Below are 20,044 nucleotides of genomic sequence, written 5' to 3'. Positions count from 1 at the left end.
GTGAATTTATAGTATAATTTTATCACAAATATTTATATAGAGCATTAGATAAAAGTGGAGACACTTTAGAGTTATGCTATCTGCCAAAAGAGATAAAAAAGCAGCGGATAAATTCTTTAAGGAAACCATTGGCAAGCATGGCTTACCAGAGAAAGTTAATGTAGATAAATCAGGTGCGAATGAAGCTGCCTTACTGACTATCAATATTTTCTTATTTTTGCTTGGGATATGGTTAACTAATGGAATAGAGATTAGACAAAATAAGTATCTCAATAATTTAATAGAACAGGATCATAGAAACATAAAGAGATTAACTCGACCCATGTTACCCAGATTCTAAATAGAAATGCACCAATAATAATTTGATAAAAACGATGATTGTTTTCATATTTTACTATAGAAAATATGGGGCATTTATGAAAAGCTATAAACATTTAACTCACCTTACGTAAAAGATTGTAAGTTTTAAAAAGATATTTAGAATACTGGACATAGGAAAAAATTCTGTTTTTTAAGAAATGGACAAGGATTTACTAGATATATACACAGACTATCTTATAAGCCAAACTAAGTATGCTACAGCCACAAAATTATCAGATATATTAGATCAAGAAGTATCACATGACAAAATAACAAGGTTTTTAAACAAGTCAGATTTAACAAGCTTAGAATTTTGGAAATATATAAAGCCTTTAGTTAGAAAACATAACAGCGAATACGATGTTCTTTGTTTGGATGATACAATTAGTGAAAAGCCAAGCACAGATGAAAATGATATAGTCTGTTGGCATCACTCTCATGCTAAAAGTGTTCATGTAAAGGGTATTAATATAGTCTCATGTATGCTTAGTACATCAAACTTATCTATTCCTATAGACTATGAGATAGTGAAAAAGGATGAGCGATATTATGATGAAAAAGATAAGCGGTATAAAAGAAGATCTAAAGTTACTAAAAACCAAATGTTTCAAAACATGATAAATCGAGCAGTTATTAATCATGTTAAGTTTAAATATATTTTGGCAGATAGCTGGTTTTGCTCTAAAGATAATATGAATTTCATACATCATAGATTATCGAAGAAATTTATACTTGGTATGAAGTCAAATAGAGTTGTTGCCTTGAGTGATTATGCTAGAAAGAGTAAGGATTTTATTAAGCTCTCTGAACTTGATATTGCTGATGGAGAATCTTTAAAGATATGGCTTAAAGATATGAATTTCCCTGTGCTTTTAACAAAAAAGATTTTCATAAACGAGAACGGTACAAAAGGAATTTTATATCTTGTAACAAATGATTTAGAAATAGATTCTAATCAGTTATACCATGACTATCAAAAAAGATGGCAAATAGAGGTTTATCATAAATCAATTAAGCAAAATACTTCTTTATCAGCCTCACCAACTAAAGTTGAGAAAACTCAAAGAAATCATATTTTTTGCTCATTAGTAGCTTTTTGTAAACTAGAAATGCTTAAGATAAAAACTTCACTAAACCACTTCGCTCTGAAATATAAGCTATTAGTTAGATCTAACGCTATTGCTCTTAAGGAGTTATATGAAATTAGAAATTCATAACTAAAATGCGTAAGGTGAGATTTAAGTTACGAAGAATTAGTAAAGATAGAAACATTGTTAAATGAAAAGTATACAATTGCAGAGATAATAGCTATTAAGCTCTCTAGAAATAAAAGCGCCATTTATAGATGTATTTCAAACAATGTAGGAAAACGTGGCTACAGTGCCAATGTTGCCTATAAGCTAATAAAATCTAGGCGTCTAAACAGCTCTAAAACTAGAAGAATTTTACCAAATAGTATTTTAGAAAAATATATATTTGAGAAAGTTAAAGAATACTGGTCACCTGAGCAAGTAGCTAATATGTGGAAAACAGAAGCAAAGGAAACACTTTGCCATGAGACAATTTATCAATACATATATATATAAGAACAAACCACACTTAGTAAAACTATTCTTCCGTAGAAAGGGTAAGAAACATATAAAGGATAGGAAGTCTAAACACCAGATACTTAATAGGAGAATGATTGATGAACGCCCAGCTAATGTTGAGAGAAAGAGTGGTAAACTTATAGCAACAAAACTGCCTAATAAGTGTTCACAATCCGTTTTAGAAGGTACTGGTATGACAGTATATTTCGCTAGAGCATATGCATTTTGGCAAAAAGGAACTAATGAAAGCACTAATGGATTACTAAGACAGTTCATTCCAAAAGGGACTGATTTTGATACAGTAAGTGATGAAGATTTACAAAGATATGTTAATCTAATAAATAATAGACCTAGAAAACGACATCAATGGCTAACTCCGAATCAGGTGTTTGAACAAGGTTTAAATATGTGTCGCGCTTCGGTTTAGAATCTGGCATTTACTATATTGAAAAACTTATGTGAGAATTAACATGAAGAGAAGGTTACTGCTATTTACTGGGATTTTTAGCTTTACTAGTTTTTATGCAATACCAATTAAAAATACAGAAGTCAAAGATGGTCTTATTTACCAAAAAAATAATCCTGCAGAACCATATACAGGAAAGGTATCATCCTATTTTGAAAACGGTAAAATAAAAAGTGAGATAAGCTTTAAAAAAGGTAAACCAACAGGTGTAGCCAATGGATGGTATGATAATGGTAAAAAACGCTATTCCTACTACCAAATAGATGGCTTAAAGAATGGTGAATCTACACTATTCGATAAAGATGGGATGATCAAAAGTATAGAATTCTTTAAAAAGAATAAGCTAATTAGTTATAAAGAATTTGACAGTACAAATGATAAATTAGCAATTGATGCTAGCGAATATTTACCTATTTTTAATAACATAAATTACAAATACCGTAATTATGAAAAACATTCTAAACAAGATAGTAAAGATAAGTATGATATATATAAATATAGTGTTACTTTTACAAAAGTAAGTTGTGATAAAAATACTAAATCTTGCATTTATAAATTGATTCAAGGAGTTAATAAGCTAGAGGAAGTATATGCTATTAAAAAATCAGGTATTTATTCATACCTAAAGAAACTTAATGATGAGGTTTTAGATCAAAATGAATATCTAAAATCCAAAACTTTAGTTTTAGCAAATATACTTTCTCCAAATGAAAATACTAAGATTAATAAATTAAAAGCCTTTATGATTAATAACCATAAATATAATAACTGTATAGAGTTAAATCAAAAAGAAACGTCACATTCTCATAAAGTACCTTTCTATTATAATGCGACCAAACTTACTCAACAAACTTCTAGAATTTATTGTAAGAATATTGGTATGACAGAAACCAACGAGATATCCAGTTATTTTATTAAAAACAAGGAAATAGGAAAAACTGTTTTTAGATCTATATTAGATCCTAGGAGTATTTCTAAATAATTAACAATTACATAGACAAAACTTACACTATACGATTTAACGTTTTAATTTGTATTGTATTTTTAAAAAAAAGGTGGATGATCATACCCTCCTATTTGGGACACTTAAGTGTTAAGAAAAGGAGACAAGATGAAGTATCAAAGATATACAAAAGAATTTAAAGATAATGCTGTTAAATTATGTTTACAACCAGATACAAATAGGCGAGAAATAGCAGATAATTTAGGAGTTAAATATAAAACCATTTGCAACTGGATATCCAAAGCTATGTCGAATCCTCCTAAAGAGATAAAGATAGATTATAAAACGCAGTATCAGCAATTATCTTCTGAAAATGCTGATTTAAAGAAAAAGCTTAAACAACTGGAGTTACGGACTTTTAAATTTAAGCAGTCATTTTGAGTATTTTTTTCATTTTTATAATTTCCCTATGACTCGCTTGATTGGCGGCGATTAACATTTTCCTTTTCAACGCATAGTGATTTTTATTTGAAGCAAGTTTTAGTTTTTCAAGTTCAATAAATGCACCTATAGATAAACCTATATGGTTAAGCTGAGTAGTAATTACAGATGTAGGTGATTTAGCAAGACTAGCGTTTTGTTTTATACTTCGATGATAAACTTCTATATTCCATCTTTTTTGATAGATATCTTCTATGTGGTTACTCTCTAGGTTTAGATCATTAGTAATTAAATAAATCTCACCTGTTGAATTGTCCCCGTTTTTGAAGACTTGGCGAGTAACCACAAGACTATATTTTATATCTTTTAAATAAATTTTCATAGCCTCATTTTCTAGCAATCCTAATTCATCTAACCTACAGTAGTTACCAGCAAGAGCATTAGCTTTACTCTTAGCAACTAAACGATTATTTGCTATACCTATTACATACGAGAGTTTATGTTTGTTAAAGAATTTCAAATTAGTTTTAGAAGCAAAATATCTATCAGCTACTATATAATCAAAACTAGAGAAATTCTTAATAATTTTCAATATCAGTTTTCTTGCCAGTTCATTAATTGTGTAGCGTGCTTTACGCTTTAAGCGCTCCATACCTGCTTTATCTTTTTCTACTACAAAGTTTTCCTTAGTTTGTACTTCAAAGCCTACAGGAATATTAGCATCTCCAACGTGGATTAAAGCACTAATAAGATTGATGCCTTTAACTGCTCTACCTACAGAATGATCATAAAACCAGTTTACTACCTCATTGACCATACTATCAGATTTAGGACTTATTGTATTGTCTATAGATAATATCTTTGGCTTATCTTTGTAGGCGTTTAAAATACTTTTACCTTTTAACCAGACATATTTACTTTCATAACTACCAACTTTTAACATCCGAGAAAAACTATCATGCTTTACTAGTTCATCTAACATACTTGAACACATTGTCGCACTTGCTTGGGAGTTTTGACATAATAAATATTCAGTATATAGATTGGCTAATTCACGTTGTTTCATTTTTAGAACATAACATAGTTGATGTAATTATAAATTAACACATAGAAAACTTTTTCGCTTTAACTTTTTCCCAAAAGTCCGTAACTCCAGTTAAACAAGTAGAAACAGAGCGTGAAATACTAAAAAAGGCAGCAGCGTACTTTGCAAAGCAAGGACTGTAAGGTACGCTTTTATTAAGGAGCATTGCAAAGTCATGCCAGTAACAACATTATGTAAATATTTGAATGTAAGTACATCCTCATATTACAGATGGATACATGAGCCTATAGGTAAAAGACAATCTAATGATGCTGAGCTAGATAATGCTATTACTGCTATATTTAACGAACATAAATCTAGATATGGGAGTGTTAGGATATACAAACAACTTAAAGATATGGGTTGGAAAGTTACTCAACCTAGAGTATCTAAACGTATGAAATTACTTGATTTGCAGGCAAAAGCTGCTCGTAAACATAAAGCAATGACAGACTCTAACCATAACAAACATGTTTCTGAGAACTTATTAGAACAGAACTTCACAGCGTTGTCTATGAACCATAGGTGGGTTACAGATATAACTTACATACCTACACAAGAAGGATGGCTGTATCTTTTTGTGATTATAGATTTATTCTCAAGGGCAGTTTTAGGTTGGGCAATGGATTCTAGAATGAAAGCAGACTTAATCTGTAGTGCTTTAAATATGGCATTATTTAGAAGAAATTTTCCTAGTGGTGTTATTATACATTCTGACAAAGGGTCACAATATTGTAGTAAACAGTATCAGGATGTTATTAAAAATAACTGGCTATTATCAAGTATGAGTTCTAAAGGATGTTGTTATGATAATGCTGCTTGTGAGAGTTTCTTTGGTACTTTAAAAGTTGAGTTAGTTCATGATGAAAACTATAAAACTAGAGAAGAAGCTAAGCTATCTATATTTGAGTATATTGAGGCTTACTATAATACAAAAAGGAAACATTCTACAATAAATTATATGACTCCAAATCAGTTTGAATATATAATGGAAAATAAAAAGGTAAACTGTCCCAAATTGACGGGGTAGATCAGGATAATAATTAATCCTTTTTAGTCCATTTAACAGTTAAGAACAATATGAAATCTTTAAAAATACTCATTGATCATGAGAAGGCTTGGTCACCTTACTATCCAACAGAAAATTTAATAACTATAGATAAATATCTACAAAACATAAGTCAAAAGCCAAGCTATATAATCAATCTATCAGAAAAAATGGCTTACTTAGAACAAGGGTATTATGCTTGCCTATTAGCCAAAGCTAACAATGATACAATAATCCCCAATGTAACAACTCTTAACAACATAAAACATTTTGAAGAAATACACCTTGCTGAACTTGCTCTAAAAATAAACCATAATGCTCTTAACCATATTACTAAAAACAATATCTTGGATATTATGATCTTTTTTGGAACCACGAACATAAAAGGGTTTGAAAAAATAGCTAAAAAAATATTTGAAATGTACCCGGCTCCGTTATTGTCAATAAAGCTAGAAAAAGAAAATTCTCTTTGGCACTTTAAGAACCTAGAAATAGCCAATATAAGCTCATTAAGTGACCAAGAACAGAGTATGTTTGCTGAAGCATTAAATAATTTTAGTACTAAAGTTTGGCGTAAAAAGAAAAATAAAAAAACTTATCAATATGACCTTGCTATTTTACATGACCCTGATGAAGTTCTTCCACCTAGTGATCCTAAAGCGTTAAAAAACTTCAAAAGAGCTGCTAACCAGTTAGGAATATATGTAGATATGATTACTCAAGATGATTATATGAAGTTACTTGAGTATGATGGTTTATTTATTAGAACAACAACTTCTATTAATCACTATAGTTATAGATTCGCTAAAAAAGCTGAAGATAATAACCTAGTTGTTATAGATGATACAAAATCCATAATTTGTTGTACAAACAAAGTTTATCTACATAATTTACTAGTCAAAAATAAAATACCAACTCCTGAAGCCCGATTAATTTTTAAAGATAATCTTTTACCTTTAGAAGAATTGGTTGCTGAGCTAAGCCTGCCAATAGTACTTAAAATCCCAGATGGATCATTCTCAAAAGGTGTAAATAAAGCTTCAACTATTGAAGAATTACAGGAAACTTTAGAAAATATGTTTCAACAATCTTCTATAATTATTGCTCAGAAATATTATTATACAGAGTTTGATTGGCGTATAGGAATACTAAATAGTAAGCCTATTTATGCTTGTAAGTATTATATGGCAAAAGGACACTGGCAAATAACTAATCACAGTAAAAAGTCTACTCAGCATGGTAGTTCAGAAGCTTTTGCTATACATCAAGTTGAAAAATCTATAATAAAAACCGCTATTAAAGCTGCAAAAACTATTGGTAACAGTTTATATGGTATAGATATCAAAGTAGTCAATGGTAAACCTATCGTTATAGAAATTAACGATAATCCATCTATTGATTCTGATATAGAGGATGCTTATATTGGTGAGCAACTTTATTCGACTATAATGTTAGAATTCCTAAATAGGATGAACTATAAGAAATTACCTTATGCAAATTTATAAAGCTAGCTTAAATGATTTAAAATCGCTTATAGAATTAGAAAATTCTCTTTTTAATAGTGATCAAATATCTAAAAGACAATTTAAATACAATATAGAAAAACAGAAACTATTTTTTGTTGCTAAGGTAAATGATCAGTTAGCTGGCTATATACTTTGCTTTGAATACAAAAAAAGTATAAGAATATACTCTCTAGCTGTAAATGAAAAATTCCAAGGTAAGGGTATTGGAAAAAGTTTACTTAACTATCTGATAACTAATTCAACAAAAAATATATATCTTGAAGTAAATGTAAATAATTCAAATGCTATAGCTCTTTATGAAAAACTAAATTTTACTATTTACAAAACTATTCCAAACTACTATCAAGATGATGATTCAGCTTATAGAATGGTTCTAAGAAGAAACTAAAAAACTTCCAACAGCTCAGGGATTTTCTCTATATTCAGAGCTATAATTTTGTGTCTAGATGTTATACCTTTAACTATAGCTATATCTTTCTTTTTAATCTTGAAATGCTTTGATAAAAAATCTATCACAACTTTATTTGCCTTACCATCTACAGCAGGGGACGATATTTTTATTTTTAAAGAACCATTATGTTCACCACAAATTTCAGATTTTGAGGAGTTAGGTTGGATATATACAGATATTTTGTACATCTAGCTTACGAAAATAGTTGTATTAATACACTTTGCAAGAAAATTTGGATACAAAATAGACTTACTAGTACAATAACAGGCGAAAAGTCAAAACCTGATCTAGGCTTTATTATTTTTCTTGCTATTGCTAGTAAAGGTTCTGTAACTTGAAATATTATTATAAACAGAGGGTTGTATCCGCCATGGATAAACCAACTAGCTATAGCTCTTATTATTATTAAATAAACGTACATATTTATAACAGCAAACACTATATCTACAACCGGTTTAGCAACTGCAAATACTAAGCTTATACCAAAACCCTTTAGTAAAGCTAAAAGTAAATTCTGTACAATAAAAACAAAATACGTAGCGACAATACACGACCAATCTAAACCAAAAAACCCAGGCACAAGCTTTCTGATAGGAAGAATAATAATATTTGTAGCCCGCATGACTAGCTGGCAGATAGGGTTATGAAAATCAGCTTTCACCCACTGTAAAAAAAATCTAAATAAGAGAATAAAAGCATATAAACCAAAAACAATATTTATAAGAAATTCTGCGACATTTACAATTCCGCTTAGCATTATAATGTTAACTCCAATCTTGCATTTTACAATTTTAAATACTCTAATGATGCAACTACAGCTTCAACTTGTGCTTGTATACATTCATCTGGATTAGTTTTAGGACTATCTGGGTAAACTTCTGTTGTGGTTGTATATTTAGCATCAGTAAATGACATACAAAGCTTTGAACCTGCTGAATCACATTGTGTTAAACCATCAATAACTGCTATTTCCCCAGAGATTTGTCCTTTCTCGTCAATTTTTGCTAGATGGGTAACCTTAGCTACAGCAGATATTATGTACTCTTGAAAACTTTTTTCTAATTTGTTTTGGTTCGCTACTAGATAAAATCCATCTGTTATACCCCATTTCTCAATCACTATAGCATCTCTAGCAGCTAGTGCTGGTCTAAACTCGCTATCATCGGTATCTGTAGTCTCATGTAAATCTATATGCATAGATATATCTACACCAAGAGAAAATACATACTCCATAGCGTTAGTAGCTTCTTGAGAAGCACTACCTAAATAAAAAGAACGGTTTGGATCTACAGCATCTGGATTCCAACGATTGATAGTCTCATAACCCCATGGACTAATACACGGTAAAATTATGATATTAAAATATTTTGAATACTCTAAAGCTCTTGTTTGCGCGAAGTTAATAGCTCCTTGGACTCCACTTGTCTCATAACCATGCACCCCACCAGTTACTAACACATATGGCTTTGAATTATCCCAGTTTTTTGTTTTTATAGCATATAAGTCATATTTACCTACTAAATACTCTAACTTGCCATATATTTCTATATCAAAGTCTTTAACTAGCTCTTTTATCTTAGTAACTACTTCTTCATGGTAAGAACGCTTAATCTTTTGTTCTGCTAACCACTGTTTTTTTTCTACCTCACTCCATTTCTGACCTAAGGTACCGATATGATAATGTTCCATAATTTTGATATTAACTAGTTCAATCCTATAATTATCTAATTATATATTATTTTACCAAGACATCAGAGAAATTATTTGTAGCGGAAATTTATTAAGAATTTTTATGGCTGGGCTACCAGGATTCGAACCTGGGAATGACGGGATCAAAACCCGTTGCCTTACCGCTTGGCGATAGCCCAACATAAGCTAACCTAAAAGTTAGTAGACATAGTTTAATGTCTTAACTAGCCACTTGTCAAGAGGTTTATTGATTTTTGTTGCAAGTTGCTGCAATCGTGCCTTATCATCTGAGAATAAATAAAAACATGAGCCTGTTCCTGTCATTCTAAAATTAACGTCTAAATTTTTAAGATAACTCTCAAATTCTGGATAATTGGCAAAAAATACTTTCTCAAAAACGTTCCCCATAATGTCACTATCAAATTCTAAGTCTTTTGACAGTAGTTTAGAACTTTTAACAAGTTTTTTACTACTAAAAAACTCCTTTGTACTAATATGAACATTTGGCTTAACTAACAGTATAAACTTAGTATCAAAATCCTTTGGATATAATACTTCACCAACCCCTTCTGCCCACGCAGAACGACCATATAAAAAAATTGGCACATCTGCACCAAGCTTTACCGCCAAACTTATCATTTCAGAATTTTTAAGGTCTGGTACATAGTGATCACGCATAGCCATAAGAGTGGTTGCTGCATTTGAACTACCACCGCCTAGGCCTGCGCCCATTGGGATATTTTTAACCACATCAATATCAACACCAATACGTTGCACACCATAGGTTTGTTGAAAGAGTTTAATTGCCTTAAAGATTAAATTATCTTCTCTTGCGGATATTGCAACGTCACTTGTTATATTTATGTTAGTTGAATTGTTAAAACTAAATTTTAGCTGATCTTTCAAATCTACAAAAGTAAACCAAGTTTGTAAATTATGATAACCATCTTCACGCTTATTAAGCACATGCAAAAATAGATTTATCTTTGCGAAACTGTTGTATGCTTTAGGTTTTATAGTTGCCATGATTTTATAACTACTTTTAGTAAAATATCACCTCTAGACATCCTAAATTTTGTTGGAAGTGGATATTTTTGATCCATTAACTCATAACCTTGATAACTTATTTTCCAACCTTGTTGCGAAAGTTCTCCTGCTAGATTATTAGCTTTTAATTTTAAGTTTGCCGGAGTTTGTGGTACAGCTATAGCTTTGATCCAATATTTTAGCCCATCTAATGGAACATACCAACCCAACTCATCTAACATTAGTGTTTTAACATCTTTAGCTTCAAGGATTTCACCTTTACTGTTTTTTAAAATAACCTTGTTTTTGTCACCTGAAATCTCTACTTTCCCAACACCTAAAGGTCCGTAGAGGCTCATAATAAAGTTATCCTTATCTTGAGAATATGTATAATTAGCAGAATCAGCTTTATTATTATAAATAATACCTATCACGCCACTAACTTGCCATTTATCAAGATCTAGCAATTGTGAATCTAACTTAGCTCTATCAAACTTTCTATGTGCATCTATAGCGTTCGTATCCAAAGTAGAGCATGCGACCAATAGAGTTGATAATATAAAAAATGTAACAAGCTTAAATTTCTGCTTTATATCTATTTTTAATCGTAACATAATGCTTTGCATTTTCTATAATATCTTGTTTTTCTTTTTCACTTAACTGGCGGATTTTCTTTACTGGTGAACCTAAATACATGTGTCCTGATTCTAACTGTTTTCCGGGAGGGACTAAACTTCCAGCACCAACCAAAACATTTTCACCAACAATAGCGCCATCTAAGACTATAGCTCCCATACCTATCAATGAGTTATTCCCTATATGGCAACCATGTAACACTACCCCATGACCTATAGTCACATAATCCCCTATTTTTAGATCATAACCTTTACCAGAGTCTTTTGGATACTCCGTAGTGTGCAAGGTGCTGCAGTCTTGAACATTACTACATTTTCCTATCGTTATTTTTAACAGATCTCCTCTAACACTTACTTGCGGCCAAATAGAAGCATCTGCCTTTATAACTACATCACCTATTACAGCAGCTGATTCATCTATATATGCTGACTCTACAATTTCAGGATACTTGCCATTAAAAGCTCTTATACACCTAGACATAATTGCTCTTTGTTTTTATTATCATCTCTTAATGATACCAAACTATAACTTTCTGATTTAATCTTTTTATCCCTAAAAAAAGGTTGAACATAGCCATTACTATCAATAGTAAATAAAGGAATAGCATTAGTATTGTCGACAAAAAAATTCTCTAGAGTGTAGTTAGGAGTTATATTAGTGCTTCTAATTTTAGCTCCTTGATTTAGTCTCTCAATTAATACATTAAAGTCTATTCCTTCATCAAATAGTAAGGTAGCTAAGTTAGTCTCTATAGAGCCTATACCTTTATAACTTTCTTTTTGTGAGGCTCTTAGCACATATGTGTTATTTGCACCAAACTCATATTTATATTTCATCGCTGAAACAGCATTTACATATTCACTGGTAGATAAACCTAACATAGCACCTATCCCCACTAAGCTAATACTCCAATCAGCATGGACTGACACTGGGCTTCCATAATAAGTATTTAATCCTAATTGCCGACATTTTTGTACATTTGTCCAAGATGAATCTGTAATCAACACCTCGATATCATTTTTAACAAAAACTTCCGCAAGTTCACGTGCAAACCTATTTCCACCGATAATTAAAAAGCCTTTACCTTCTGGTTCAGTAACCTTCAGTAACTTAGAAATAAATGGAGCGAATACACTTTGAAAAATTACTGTAAAAACGATAATCATAAACACAAAAAACACTAATGTGTTAGCTTCATCATATAACTCTGGTTGCGTTTTAATTATTTTAACAGATGCCAATGCTGCTACTGAAGCTGCAACTATACCACGTGGATATATCATCCCCATAACAAACCTTTCACTTAAAGAGGTTTTTGAACGAAATGTGCATAAGTAAACAACTAAAGGACGTAATACAAACTGTAAAAAAATAAAAACTTCTATTAAAGAAAGCCAATACTCTATTACTAAACTAAAATCAATTTCTGCACTAAGTACAATAAAAAGTATAGATATAATCACTATACTAAGGTTTTCCTTAAAAGAAACTATATCAGACATCCGAATATCTTTCATATTAGCCATAACTAGACCAGCTACAGTAACCATCAGAAGTCCAGCACCATGCATGATGCTGTCTGATACAATAAAACCAACAACAACTACTGCTAAAACAAAGAAACTTTTAAGATACTCCGGAATATAGTGCCTCTTAAAACTAACACCTATTAGATACCCTACAATAAAACCTATTACAATACCAAGTACGCAAACAAATATTATATAGGCAATAAATAGCCCTATACTATTTACCTCACTAGAAAAACTACCACCAATAACAAACCATGAGAGCATAAAAACTACAACTAATGCGCCTATAGGATCTACTATTATAGATTCCCATTTAAGGATATTTGCAATATGGCGCTTTGGACGAACAGCTCTCATTAAAGGAGGAACAACTGTTGGGCCACTTACACAAGTAACTCCTCCTATTAATAATGACAATTCCATATTCAAGCCCACAATATAATGGCAAAACCAGGCTGTAAAAACTACTGTTAAACCCAATCCTACTGTTACCAATAAAAAAACGACTCTACTAACATTTTTTATCTTATTAAAATTAAGTGATAAGCTTCCCTCAAATAATATAATTGACACACAAATTGAGACAAATGGCGAAAGGGCCTCCCCAAATATAACATCACCATCTACTAACTTAAAACCCATAGGAAATGCCGCTTCAGATATTGGACCAAGAATGATTCCACTTAAGATCAGAAAAAGGATAGATGGAAGCTTAAGTCTCCAGGATAAATATTGTGATACTATTGCAAAAAGCAATATCAAACCTGCTGCTAACAATATATAGTTAGATGAGTGTAAAAATAGCTCAATATTATTACTCAAGTTTTAACCTTAGAATATAATAAAAGACTTAAGATATTATATGATATATATAACTTTATCAATACTTTCCGATAATGCTATAAGGTCAAATAAAAAAAGCTAAAACCCATCAATTTATGCTAAATTTTATAATATTATGAGCTTAAAATATAGCTAAATTATTTTATACAAAAAACAATAGTGTAAAAAAGTTTTCCTAATGAAGAACTAAATACAACCTTATACATAAACTGATAAATCTAAAGTTATTGTATTCATATGTTCGCCATTATACAGTTCTTGGTAGGAATATTCTGGACCCAATAATACATTGTCATCAAAATATGATCTTTGAGCTGAGAAAATAAGTTGATTCCTAATACCAGAAGAGGTTTTACCAAACGTTGGTGATGCGTTAGACAAAGGCATAGGAATGTTTGCAGCATTGTAAGATTGGCCATAAGTAACGTTAAAGTTGGTATTTTTACCTGCTAGATTTAAAGCATACACCAAACCAGCATACCAAGCACCTGTGTTAACGTTTGTACCATTCTTATTGAAATCTTCTGCAGTAGTTGTTGATGACCAACCACCTTGTATCTGCCAGATCCCCCCAAGCATAGCATACGCTAAGTTAGCGTCAAAGTTAATAACACCTATATTCTCATTTTCTCTACCAACACTTTGTAAGAATTGTGGAATACTACTATTTCCAGCTCCAGCTATATTAAATACGTAGCCAGCATTAAAACCAGCTGATAAACTTTCTGTTAGAGCATCAGCATAAAATAAACCTGTTGAGAAGTTTGCTCTTTTATCATCAGAACCAAAAACAGCAACGTTAGCGTTGATAGTATCTGTTTTATAGTTAACTGATATGTTAGTTACCTTATCTGGAGATAAAAATTCATCAATAATACCACTACTCCAAGGACCTCCCCCACCGTAAGATCCTACTGATAACTTACTTCTACCAGCTGTTATGAAAAATGGTGAAGTATCTAGATTACCAAACATTACAAAAGCATTACCTAAGCCAAAACCACCTGATTCACTTGTGTCAAAATCAAACTGTGCTGTTACATAATGTCCTAAGTTTGAAAGGAAGTATAACTTAGCATTAGTTAAATATATATTCTCACCTGTTGCTGAGAAATCATTTCCTGATATTCTTTGGATTGAACTACCAAACCAAGTCTGAGCATCAGCTTCTATATAGCCACCGAAAAATACTGAATAATCATCAAACTTATCTCTTTGACCTAACAGTGTAGAAGCAAAAAGGTTTGAAGATATCATTCCGACTGGAATTGTGTTATTACCAGAATAAGAACCTAGATAACTTACTTGACCTCGAGTTGTAATTGCTGGTGTACCACCAACGTCAATACCATTATTTGAAGCAAATACCCCCCCACTTTGACTATCACTAGCCTCTATAGAATTTCCTTGAGTTATGCTTGAAGAGATATCTTCTGGGTCTATTTCACTAGTTTTAAGGGTCCCAAGGTCTAAATAGTTTTCTGTTGATCCCAAATTACCACCTACTTTAGAGCTGTACGTAGCAAACTGTGAGCTGCCACCAGAAGTGCTTCTGATACTACCTTGCTGAGATTTAAGTTGATTTACTTGTCCTTGTAATAGTTGAACTTGAGCTTGTAATTGCAGCAAAAGCTCTTTTTCATTTAGGTGTTGTGGCGTTGGTGTAGAACTGCTTTCAGAAGAAGAATCTGTCAAACTAAGATCTTGTTGCCCAATACTTGTAGCTCCAAGAGGCCCCCCCTGCGAAACTACCTCAGTATTTTGCTCAGCGTATAAGTTAGTTCCAAAAATCAAACTTAAAAAAGCTACTTTGAGCATTTTACTTTTAAAAGTATAAGACATAAACCACCTTTTTTTAAAAAACCTCAACGTGTATACAGACAAGCCGGAACACTAATTTACAGACTTTTAATAATATACTCAAATAAAAGCAAATTAAATAAAAATAACCCAGCAAAAAATAGTTTTGTTTATAGGGCCTCTTTGCAAGCTAGCGTTAGACGGATGGTGACAAGGCATTTAACTTAATTAATACCAATTCCAACATAAATTGGTGCGTTTATCACAAAGGAGTTTATGACTAATTTAAGTTTTTGATGTGCAGGCAATAGAAGTAGCTATTGGTAAATATTAAATGGTTAAATTAGGTATGAAATACAAAGTTAGAAAGTACTAATATGTGTTGGAATTGGTATAAGTAGCCATTACATTTTTTTAATATACTCAACAGCGTTCTCGTCTAAAGAAAGCATACCTATGTTTGAATCGTAGAAGATAAGTTCAGCGTAACGCGCCCAATCTATAAATGTATCAAATACACGCGCAGCAACATCCGCTGGAAAGTGATCGTCTAATTCTGCAAGAAACCTACTTTTTGGCGCTGAATTGGATTCTCTATCATGTAAAACCTTGACTACATGCCTTGCCAGTGGTATATACTTTAAAAACAATCTACCAAATATAAATTTTCTCTCATCAATGTTTGATTCAATAAATTTGCGTCCCATAGCTGTCATTTTAATATCACCATCAGAAACTTCTGCAAATCTTAAAATAGATAATATCTCAATAATTGGGAATAAATCATCAATATCAAGATGTAGCTCATCTGCTAATTGTGATAAATCTATAGCATCAGCATTTTTAATATCAGACATTTCATCTAAAAGACCGTTCATTTCTGATATATCAACATCAGGTATACGATAACCTATCGTCATTGCTGTTTTTTTGTTCATACGTTCTGTAAGCTCTTTAGTTTGAGCTGTAGTCATCATCCTATAAACCTCATCTACCAAATCTGCCACAGCAGGATCTTGGGAACTCCTTGGATGAGGAATATTAACTTTTAACTCACCCCGTATAAAGCCAGGATTACTACCAAATATAATAATCCTATTAGCAGTTAATACTGCCTCTTCAATACTATGAGTCACATATAAAATACCTTTCATTGCGTCATTAGTTTCCCAAAGCTCTAACAAATCTTCTCTTAGATTTTCAGCTGTCAAAATATCTAAAGCTGAAAAGGGCTCATCCATTAAAAGTACATCAGGTTCTAGTACCAAAGCTCTAGCAAAACCAACTCTTTGTTTCATACCACCAGAAAGCTCTTTAGGATAAGCATTTTCAAAACCATCTAAGCCAACCATATCAATAGCTTTTAAAGCTCTTTCTCTGCGCTCTTGTGAGCTTATATTGCGAGCTTCTAGACCTAATTCAACATTTTGCAACACTGTCAGCCATGGCATAAGCGCAAAACTTTGAAAAACCATCGATATATCAGGAACTGGAGCTGAAACCTTTTTACCTCTGTATAAAACTTCTCCTGTAGTAGGGCTTAACAAGCCAGCTATAATCCTTAGTAAAGTAGATTTTCCCGAGCCAGATTTCCCCAGTAAAGCGACAATTTCCCCTTCATACAATGTGAAATCTATATTATCTAAGACCTTTAGTAAGTGCTCTTCTTTAATCAAGAAGCTCTTACTTACATTTCCTACTGAAATTATTTTCTTGCTCATTTATTTTATCCTCTATGCTACATATTCATACTGAAGCGATTTTCTGTATAGCTATAAAGTCTTCGCCAAAAAAGCTTATTTGAAGATACTACTAATATGCTCATCACAATAACACCCAAAAGTACATTAGCTGTATGATCCCCCTGCATATTAGTATATTTAGTAATGTAGCTACCTAAACCTGCAGCTTGTATAACTGTATCCTTACCCCAATTTATATACTCACATACTATACTTGCATTCCATGCACCTCCAGCAGCAGTTATAGCTCCTGTTACATAATACGGCATAACAGCTGGAAAGAGAAATCTTCGCCACTTAGTTAACCCCTTTAATTGCATATTTTTTGCAGCAAGTTTTAGCTCTTCTGGCACTGCTGAAGCTCCTGCAATTACATTAAATAAAATATACCACTGTGTACCAAGTGCCATTAGTAAGATACACCAGATATTAAAATTTAAATTGAAAGTAATTACTAAAGTACCAAACACACCATAAAGTACATTTACTGGAAAAGCTGCTGCCATTTGTGCATATGGTTGCACTTTTTGGGCTATTTTGGGACGCATACCAACCCACACACCTATTGGAACCCATATAATAGAAGTTATTAATATCAAAACAACTACCCTTAAACCAGTAAAAAGTCCATCATACAAAGCCTCAAAAGCTTCAGGTAAGCAAACATCACCTTTACCAAAGATAGTTTCATAGGCAAAGTATAAAAGAGTTAATACAGCTAATGATATAAAGCCAAACCATATAACCTTCTGCAACATAGTTTCTTTTTTATCTTCTTTCTTATGTTTTTTTTGATTAAAGGCTTTAGTTAGGTCTTTTTTAAAAAGGTTGCTATTAATAATCTGTCCTATAACTTTACCAACCAGGCCCGTAAAAAGCTTTATAGCCAAAGATTTTTGTAAAATTTTAAGAAACCAAGATTTAGTATGCACTTCAGACTGGTTCTCTCCTAGCATAAATTTCTCTGACCATGCAACCAAGGGTCTAAATAAAAGCTGGTCGTATAAAATTATAGTTACAAGCATAGTAATAATTGCTGCAGCAACTGCTATAAAATCTCGAGCATTATTTGCTGCATCAATAAATGAACCTATTCCTGGTAAATTCACGAAAATTGATTGAGAGGCACCAAAATTAACAACTATAGTTTCAGAAGCAACTATCATAAACCAAGAGGCTGACATTGACATCATAGTATTCCATACTAAACCTGGCATAGAAAAAGGAACTTCTAGTTTCCAAAATTTTTGCCATGCTGATAACTGATACATATCAGCTGCTTCCTTTAGCTCTTTAGGTATGGTTTTTAATGACTGATAAAAACTTAAAATCATATTCCATACTTGAGCAGTTATAATCCCAAATATAACTGCTGACTGAGCCCCCCATAAAGAACTAGGAAAGAGCACTAAAAACCCTGTTACTGTAATAGCAAAAAAACCAAGTATTGGTATTGATTGTAATATATCAACAGCTGGTATTATTATACTTTCTGCTCTTTTACTTTTTGCTGCCCATGTACCAAATACAAAAGTTATTAGCAAAGAAAAAGCTAAACCAATAAACATACGTATAGTTGTTTCAGCGGTATAATAAGGCAATAACCACAAACTTAGCGAAATTTCTGAATATTTTTGTACGCTTGCTTGATCGGTATAATCAACAACCCCACCTAATCGAGATGTTGACCATACAAATATACATAAAATCAGCAAGACTATTGTTAAAGCTAGAACATCCCACTTGGTTTTAGAAACTCTTGTTGACATATTTGCAGTATACAATCTTTTCATATGTCAGCTACCTTTATTTTTAACAACAAGCCTTAGTATATGCCATTTATGTTTTTTTTTGTATTATTAATTTGGCCTAATTTTTGCTAAAATCTAGCCAGTTAGTATTTTAAAAAACACTAAAAAATGAAAAAAGAGCAAAGAGTTATCAAAGTGCAAAAAGGTCAAAGAGTCTGTTGCCCGACAAAATATCATGAAAATTGGAACTTGCATCCAAGAGTTTTTATAGATCTTAAAGACAAAAAATCAAATACCTGCCCATATTGTGGTACAGTTTTTAAGGTTGAAAAGTAGCTTTAATTTCTCTACTTAACTTATTCGTTGCCAGAACTGTTTTCTAATTCATATAAAGATTTTATAAAATAATTTTTGGCACCTTTGTAGTCACTTTCATAGATAACTACTTTTGTATCTTTTGGATAGTTCTTATCTGGAAACTCCTCAAATATGATACTTTCAGAACCATTTTCTGGAGCCACTTCATATTCGTATTTTCCAATTATATCATCTTTGTTAGCAACATATATATAGCTACCACCTCCACCGACTATAGCACCACCAACAGCACCAACTCCAGCTCCAGTTACCGCTCCAAATCCTGCACCTATAGCCGCCCCACCACCAACTCCAGCAGCCATACATGGAACTGTACCTATCCCCAAAGTGGCTACACTACATACAACCCCCAATGCTCCACCTGTAAGCCCTCCAGCGATAGCACCAACTCCAGCTCCTCCTACTGCTCCGACACCAGCTCCTCCTATTGCTCCATCCTCAGCTCCATCTTTGCTGGCTTGAGCATTGATCTTAGCTTTACTCATAGTTTCTTTTTCATATTTAACTATACCTTTACCAATAGGTTTAACCACAGGCTGACTTGCACATGAAGCTAAAAATATTGTGCTTAAAATTATAAGATGTTTTTTCATATTTAATAATTTCTTTTGCTTATAAAAATGTCTAATCAAACTTATGGTTTGAATGTTTATAAATACTAAAACTTGTTTCGATATATAAAATCCTGTAACTACTGAGCATGTTACAGGATTCAATAACTATACACTCAAGGGGTTTT

21 protein-coding genes, 1 tRNA gene and 1 pseudogene are annotated in these 20,044 nt (G+C 32.1%); 10 read left to right on the top strand and 13 right to left on the bottom strand.

The features are described 5' to 3' along the window. Nucleotides 1–26: 26 nt before the first annotated feature. From E4K63_RS00185 to E4K63_RS00160, 6 genes and pseudogenes are all read left to right on the top strand, one after another. A pseudogene (locus E4K63_RS00185) lies at nucleotides 27–328 on the top strand (DDE-type integrase/transposase/recombinase); the annotation flags it as partial. Between the two features lie 190 nt (nucleotides 329–518). Beyond that, nucleotides 519–1,577 (top strand): IS701 family transposase, encoded by a 1,059-nt coding sequence (locus tag E4K63_RS00180; protein ID WP_179965674.1) that lies wholly within the window; start codon nucleotides 519–521, stop codon nucleotides 1,575–1,577. A 54-nt stretch (nucleotides 1,578–1,631) separates the two neighbouring features. Further along, on the top strand, nucleotides 1,632–1,946 hold the full coding sequence (locus tag E4K63_RS00175) for a hypothetical protein (RefSeq protein ID WP_133942561.1): 315 nt from the start codon (nucleotides 1,632–1,634) through the stop codon (nucleotides 1,944–1,946). A gap of 94 nt (nucleotides 1,947–2,040) precedes the next feature. Further along, a complete protein-coding gene (locus E4K63_RS00170) occupies nucleotides 2,041–2,376 on the top strand; it encodes an IS30 family transposase (RefSeq protein WP_166666924.1) in 336 nt (111 codons plus the stop codon). Between the two features lie 43 nt (nucleotides 2,377–2,419). Then, nucleotides 2,420–3,397, top strand: coding sequence for a toxin-antitoxin system YwqK family antitoxin (locus E4K63_RS00165; protein WP_133942563.1), 978 nt, complete (start codon nucleotides 2,420–2,422; stop codon nucleotides 3,395–3,397). 129 nt (nucleotides 3,398–3,526) lie between these two features. Continuing rightward, nucleotides 3,527–3,799 (top strand): transposase, encoded by a 273-nt coding sequence (locus E4K63_RS00160; protein WP_179965673.1) that lies wholly within the window; start codon nucleotides 3,527–3,529, stop codon nucleotides 3,797–3,799. Here E4K63_RS00160 and E4K63_RS00155 read toward each other — a convergent pair. Further along, the gene (locus tag E4K63_RS00155; protein WP_179965672.1) at nucleotides 3,783–4,865 is read right to left on the bottom strand and encodes an IS701 family transposase; all 1,083 of its coding nucleotides are present in this window, start codon (nucleotides 4,863–4,865) and stop codon (nucleotides 3,783–3,785) included. The genes E4K63_RS00160 and E4K63_RS00155 overlap by 17 nt on opposite strands. Before the next feature lie 172 nt (nucleotides 4,866–5,037). On the opposite strand from E4K63_RS00155, the gene E4K63_RS00150 reads away from it, so the two are divergent. The 3 genes from E4K63_RS00150 to E4K63_RS00140 are packed head-to-tail and all read left to right on the top strand — an operon-like array spanning nucleotide 5,038 to nucleotide 7,845. Then, nucleotides 5,038–5,913, top strand: a complete 876-nt coding sequence (locus E4K63_RS00150) for an IS3 family transposase (protein WP_244947459.1) — start codon at nucleotides 5,038–5,040, stop codon at nucleotides 5,911–5,913. A 50-nt stretch (nucleotides 5,914–5,963) separates the two neighbouring features. Beyond that, entirely contained in the window at nucleotides 5,964–7,436 is a 1,473-nt protein-coding gene (locus E4K63_RS00145; protein ID WP_133942295.1) for a RimK family protein, read from the top strand. After that, nucleotides 7,423–7,845: a GNAT family N-acetyltransferase gene (locus tag E4K63_RS00140; protein WP_133942294.1), complete on the top strand. Its 423-nt coding sequence runs from the start codon at nucleotides 7,423–7,425 to the stop codon at nucleotides 7,843–7,845. The genes E4K63_RS00145 and E4K63_RS00140 overlap by 14 nt, the downstream gene beginning before the upstream one ends. Here the strand turns inward: E4K63_RS00140 and E4K63_RS00135 are convergent. The 11 genes from E4K63_RS00135 to E4K63_RS00085 form a co-directional block, all read right to left on the bottom strand. Beyond that, on the bottom strand, nucleotides 7,842–8,096 hold the full coding sequence (locus tag E4K63_RS00135; protein WP_133942293.1) for a DUF167 domain-containing protein: 255 nt from the start codon (nucleotides 8,094–8,096) through the stop codon (nucleotides 7,842–7,844). The two genes, E4K63_RS00140 and E4K63_RS00135, sit on opposite strands and share 4 nt — an antisense overlap. A 5-nt stretch (nucleotides 8,097–8,101) precedes the next feature. Continuing rightward, on the bottom strand, nucleotides 8,102–8,665 hold the full coding sequence (locus E4K63_RS00130) for a YggT family protein (RefSeq protein WP_133942292.1): 564 nt from the start codon (nucleotides 8,663–8,665) through the stop codon (nucleotides 8,102–8,104). Nucleotides 8,666–8,691: 26 nt separating this feature from the next. Continuing rightward, entirely contained in the window at nucleotides 8,692–9,600 is a 909-nt protein-coding gene (locus E4K63_RS00125; protein WP_208318264.1) for a M14 family metallopeptidase, read from the bottom strand. A 101-nt stretch (nucleotides 9,601–9,701) separates the two neighbouring features. After that, nucleotides 9,702–9,776: transfer RNA gene (locus tag E4K63_RS00120), tRNA-Gln, on the bottom strand. Between the two features lie 19 nt (nucleotides 9,777–9,795). Next, nucleotides 9,796–10,623 (bottom strand): 4-(cytidine 5'-diphospho)-2-C-methyl-D-erythritol kinase, encoded by an 828-nt coding sequence (ispE, locus tag E4K63_RS00115; protein WP_133942290.1) that lies wholly within the window; start codon nucleotides 10,621–10,623, stop codon nucleotides 9,796–9,798. Then, nucleotides 10,611–11,249, bottom strand: coding sequence for a lipoprotein insertase outer membrane protein LolB (lolB, locus tag E4K63_RS00110; RefSeq protein ID WP_133942289.1), 639 nt, complete (start codon nucleotides 11,247–11,249; stop codon nucleotides 10,611–10,613). The genes ispE and lolB overlap by 13 nt, the downstream gene beginning before the upstream one ends. Continuing rightward, complete coding sequence (locus tag E4K63_RS00105; protein WP_133942288.1) at nucleotides 11,200–11,739, bottom strand: gamma carbonic anhydrase family protein; 540 nt, start codon at nucleotides 11,737–11,739, stop codon at nucleotides 11,200–11,202. The genes lolB and E4K63_RS00105 overlap by 50 nt, the downstream gene beginning before the upstream one ends. Then, a complete protein-coding gene (locus tag E4K63_RS00100; protein ID WP_133942287.1) occupies nucleotides 11,724–13,613 on the bottom strand; it encodes a cation:proton antiporter in 1,890 nt (629 codons plus the stop codon). Before E4K63_RS00100 ends, E4K63_RS00105 begins: the two co-directional genes overlap by 16 nt. 219 nt (nucleotides 13,614–13,832) lie before the next feature. Then, on the bottom strand, nucleotides 13,833–15,476 hold the full coding sequence (locus E4K63_RS00095; RefSeq protein WP_424922898.1) for a DUF3573 domain-containing protein: 1,644 nt from the start codon (nucleotides 15,474–15,476) through the stop codon (nucleotides 13,833–13,835). Between the two features lie 362 nt (nucleotides 15,477–15,838). Further along, nucleotides 15,839–17,155, bottom strand: a complete 1,317-nt coding sequence (locus tag E4K63_RS00090) for an ABC transporter ATP-binding protein (RefSeq protein ID WP_133942286.1) — start codon at nucleotides 17,153–17,155, stop codon at nucleotides 15,839–15,841. A gap of 17 nt (nucleotides 17,156–17,172) precedes the next feature. Further along, complete coding sequence (locus E4K63_RS00085; RefSeq protein WP_133942285.1) at nucleotides 17,173–18,969, bottom strand: ABC transporter permease; 1,797 nt, start codon at nucleotides 18,967–18,969, stop codon at nucleotides 17,173–17,175. Nucleotides 18,970–19,095: 126 nt separating this feature from the next. Here E4K63_RS00085 and E4K63_RS00080 point away from each other — a divergent pair, with 126 nt between their 5' ends. Continuing rightward, on the top strand, nucleotides 19,096–19,263 hold the full coding sequence (locus tag E4K63_RS00080; protein ID WP_133942284.1) for a zinc-finger domain-containing protein: 168 nt from the start codon (nucleotides 19,096–19,098) through the stop codon (nucleotides 19,261–19,263). A 20-nt stretch (nucleotides 19,264–19,283) separates the two neighbouring features. On the opposite strand, the gene E4K63_RS00075 is transcribed toward E4K63_RS00080, so the two are convergent. After that, entirely contained in the window at nucleotides 19,284–19,898 is a 615-nt protein-coding gene (locus tag E4K63_RS00075) for a hypothetical protein (protein ID WP_243830504.1), read from the bottom strand. Between the last annotated feature and the right edge of the window lie 146 nt (nucleotides 19,899–20,044).

Source organism: Allofrancisella inopinata, from assembly GCF_012222965.1.
In the GTDB taxonomy this organism is placed as follows: domain Bacteria; phylum Pseudomonadota; class Gammaproteobacteria; order Francisellales; family Francisellaceae; genus Francisella; species Francisella inopinata.
The sequence above is the reverse complement of the archived record's forward strand: the minus strand, read 5'-3'. Positions and strand labels throughout refer to the sequence as shown.

Bases quoted from the DNA above. Each gene is read 5' to 3' on its own strand.
- E4K63_RS00180 (WP_179965674.1), top strand. From the start codon at position 519: ATGGACAAGGATTTACTAGATATATACACAGACTATCTTATAAGCCAA.
- E4K63_RS00170 (WP_166666924.1), top strand. From the start codon at position 2,041: ATGATTGATGAACGCCCAGCTAATGTTGAGAGAAAGAGTGGTAAACTT.
- E4K63_RS00165 (WP_133942563.1), top strand. From the start codon at position 2,420: ATGAAGAGAAGGTTACTGCTATTTACTGGGATTTTTAGCTTTACTAGT.
- E4K63_RS00160 (WP_179965673.1), top strand. From the start codon at position 3,527: ATGAAGTATCAAAGATATACAAAAGAATTTAAAGATAATGCTGTTAAA.
- E4K63_RS00155 (WP_179965672.1), bottom strand. From the start codon at position 4,865: ATGAAACAACGTGAATTAGCCAATCTATATACTGAATATTTATTATGT.
- E4K63_RS00145 (WP_133942295.1), top strand. From the start codon at position 5,964: ATGAAATCTTTAAAAATACTCATTGATCATGAGAAGGCTTGGTCACCT.
- E4K63_RS00140 (WP_133942294.1), top strand. From the start codon at position 7,423: ATGCAAATTTATAAAGCTAGCTTAAATGATTTAAAATCGCTTATAGAA.
- E4K63_RS00135 (WP_133942293.1), bottom strand. From the start codon at position 8,096: ATGTACAAAATATCTGTATATATCCAACCTAACTCCTCAAAATCTGAA.
- E4K63_RS00130 (WP_133942292.1), bottom strand. From the start codon at position 8,665: ATGCTAAGCGGAATTGTAAATGTCGCAGAATTTCTTATAAATATTGTT.
- ispE (WP_133942290.1), bottom strand. From the start codon at position 10,623: ATGGCAACTATAAAACCTAAAGCATACAACAGTTTCGCAAAGATAAAT.
- lolB (WP_133942289.1), bottom strand. From the start codon at position 11,249: ATGCAAAGCATTATGTTACGATTAAAAATAGATATAAAGCAGAAATTT.
- E4K63_RS00105 (WP_133942288.1), bottom strand. From the start codon at position 11,739: ATGTCTAGGTGTATAAGAGCTTTTAATGGCAAGTATCCTGAAATTGTA.
- E4K63_RS00095 (WP_424922898.1), bottom strand. From the start codon at position 15,476: ATGTCTTATACTTTTAAAAGTAAAATGCTCAAAGTAGCTTTTTTAAGT.
- E4K63_RS00090 (WP_133942286.1), bottom strand. From the start codon at position 17,155: ATGAGCAAGAAAATAATTTCAGTAGGAAATGTAAGTAAGAGCTTCTTG.
- E4K63_RS00085 (WP_133942285.1), bottom strand. From the start codon at position 18,969: ATGAAAAGATTGTATACTGCAAATATGTCAACAAGAGTTTCTAAAACC.
- E4K63_RS00080 (WP_133942284.1), top strand. From the start codon at position 19,096: ATGAAAAAAGAGCAAAGAGTTATCAAAGTGCAAAAAGGTCAAAGAGTC.
- E4K63_RS00075 (WP_243830504.1), bottom strand. From the start codon at position 19,898: ATGAAAAAACATCTTATAATTTTAAGCACAATATTTTTAGCTTCATGT.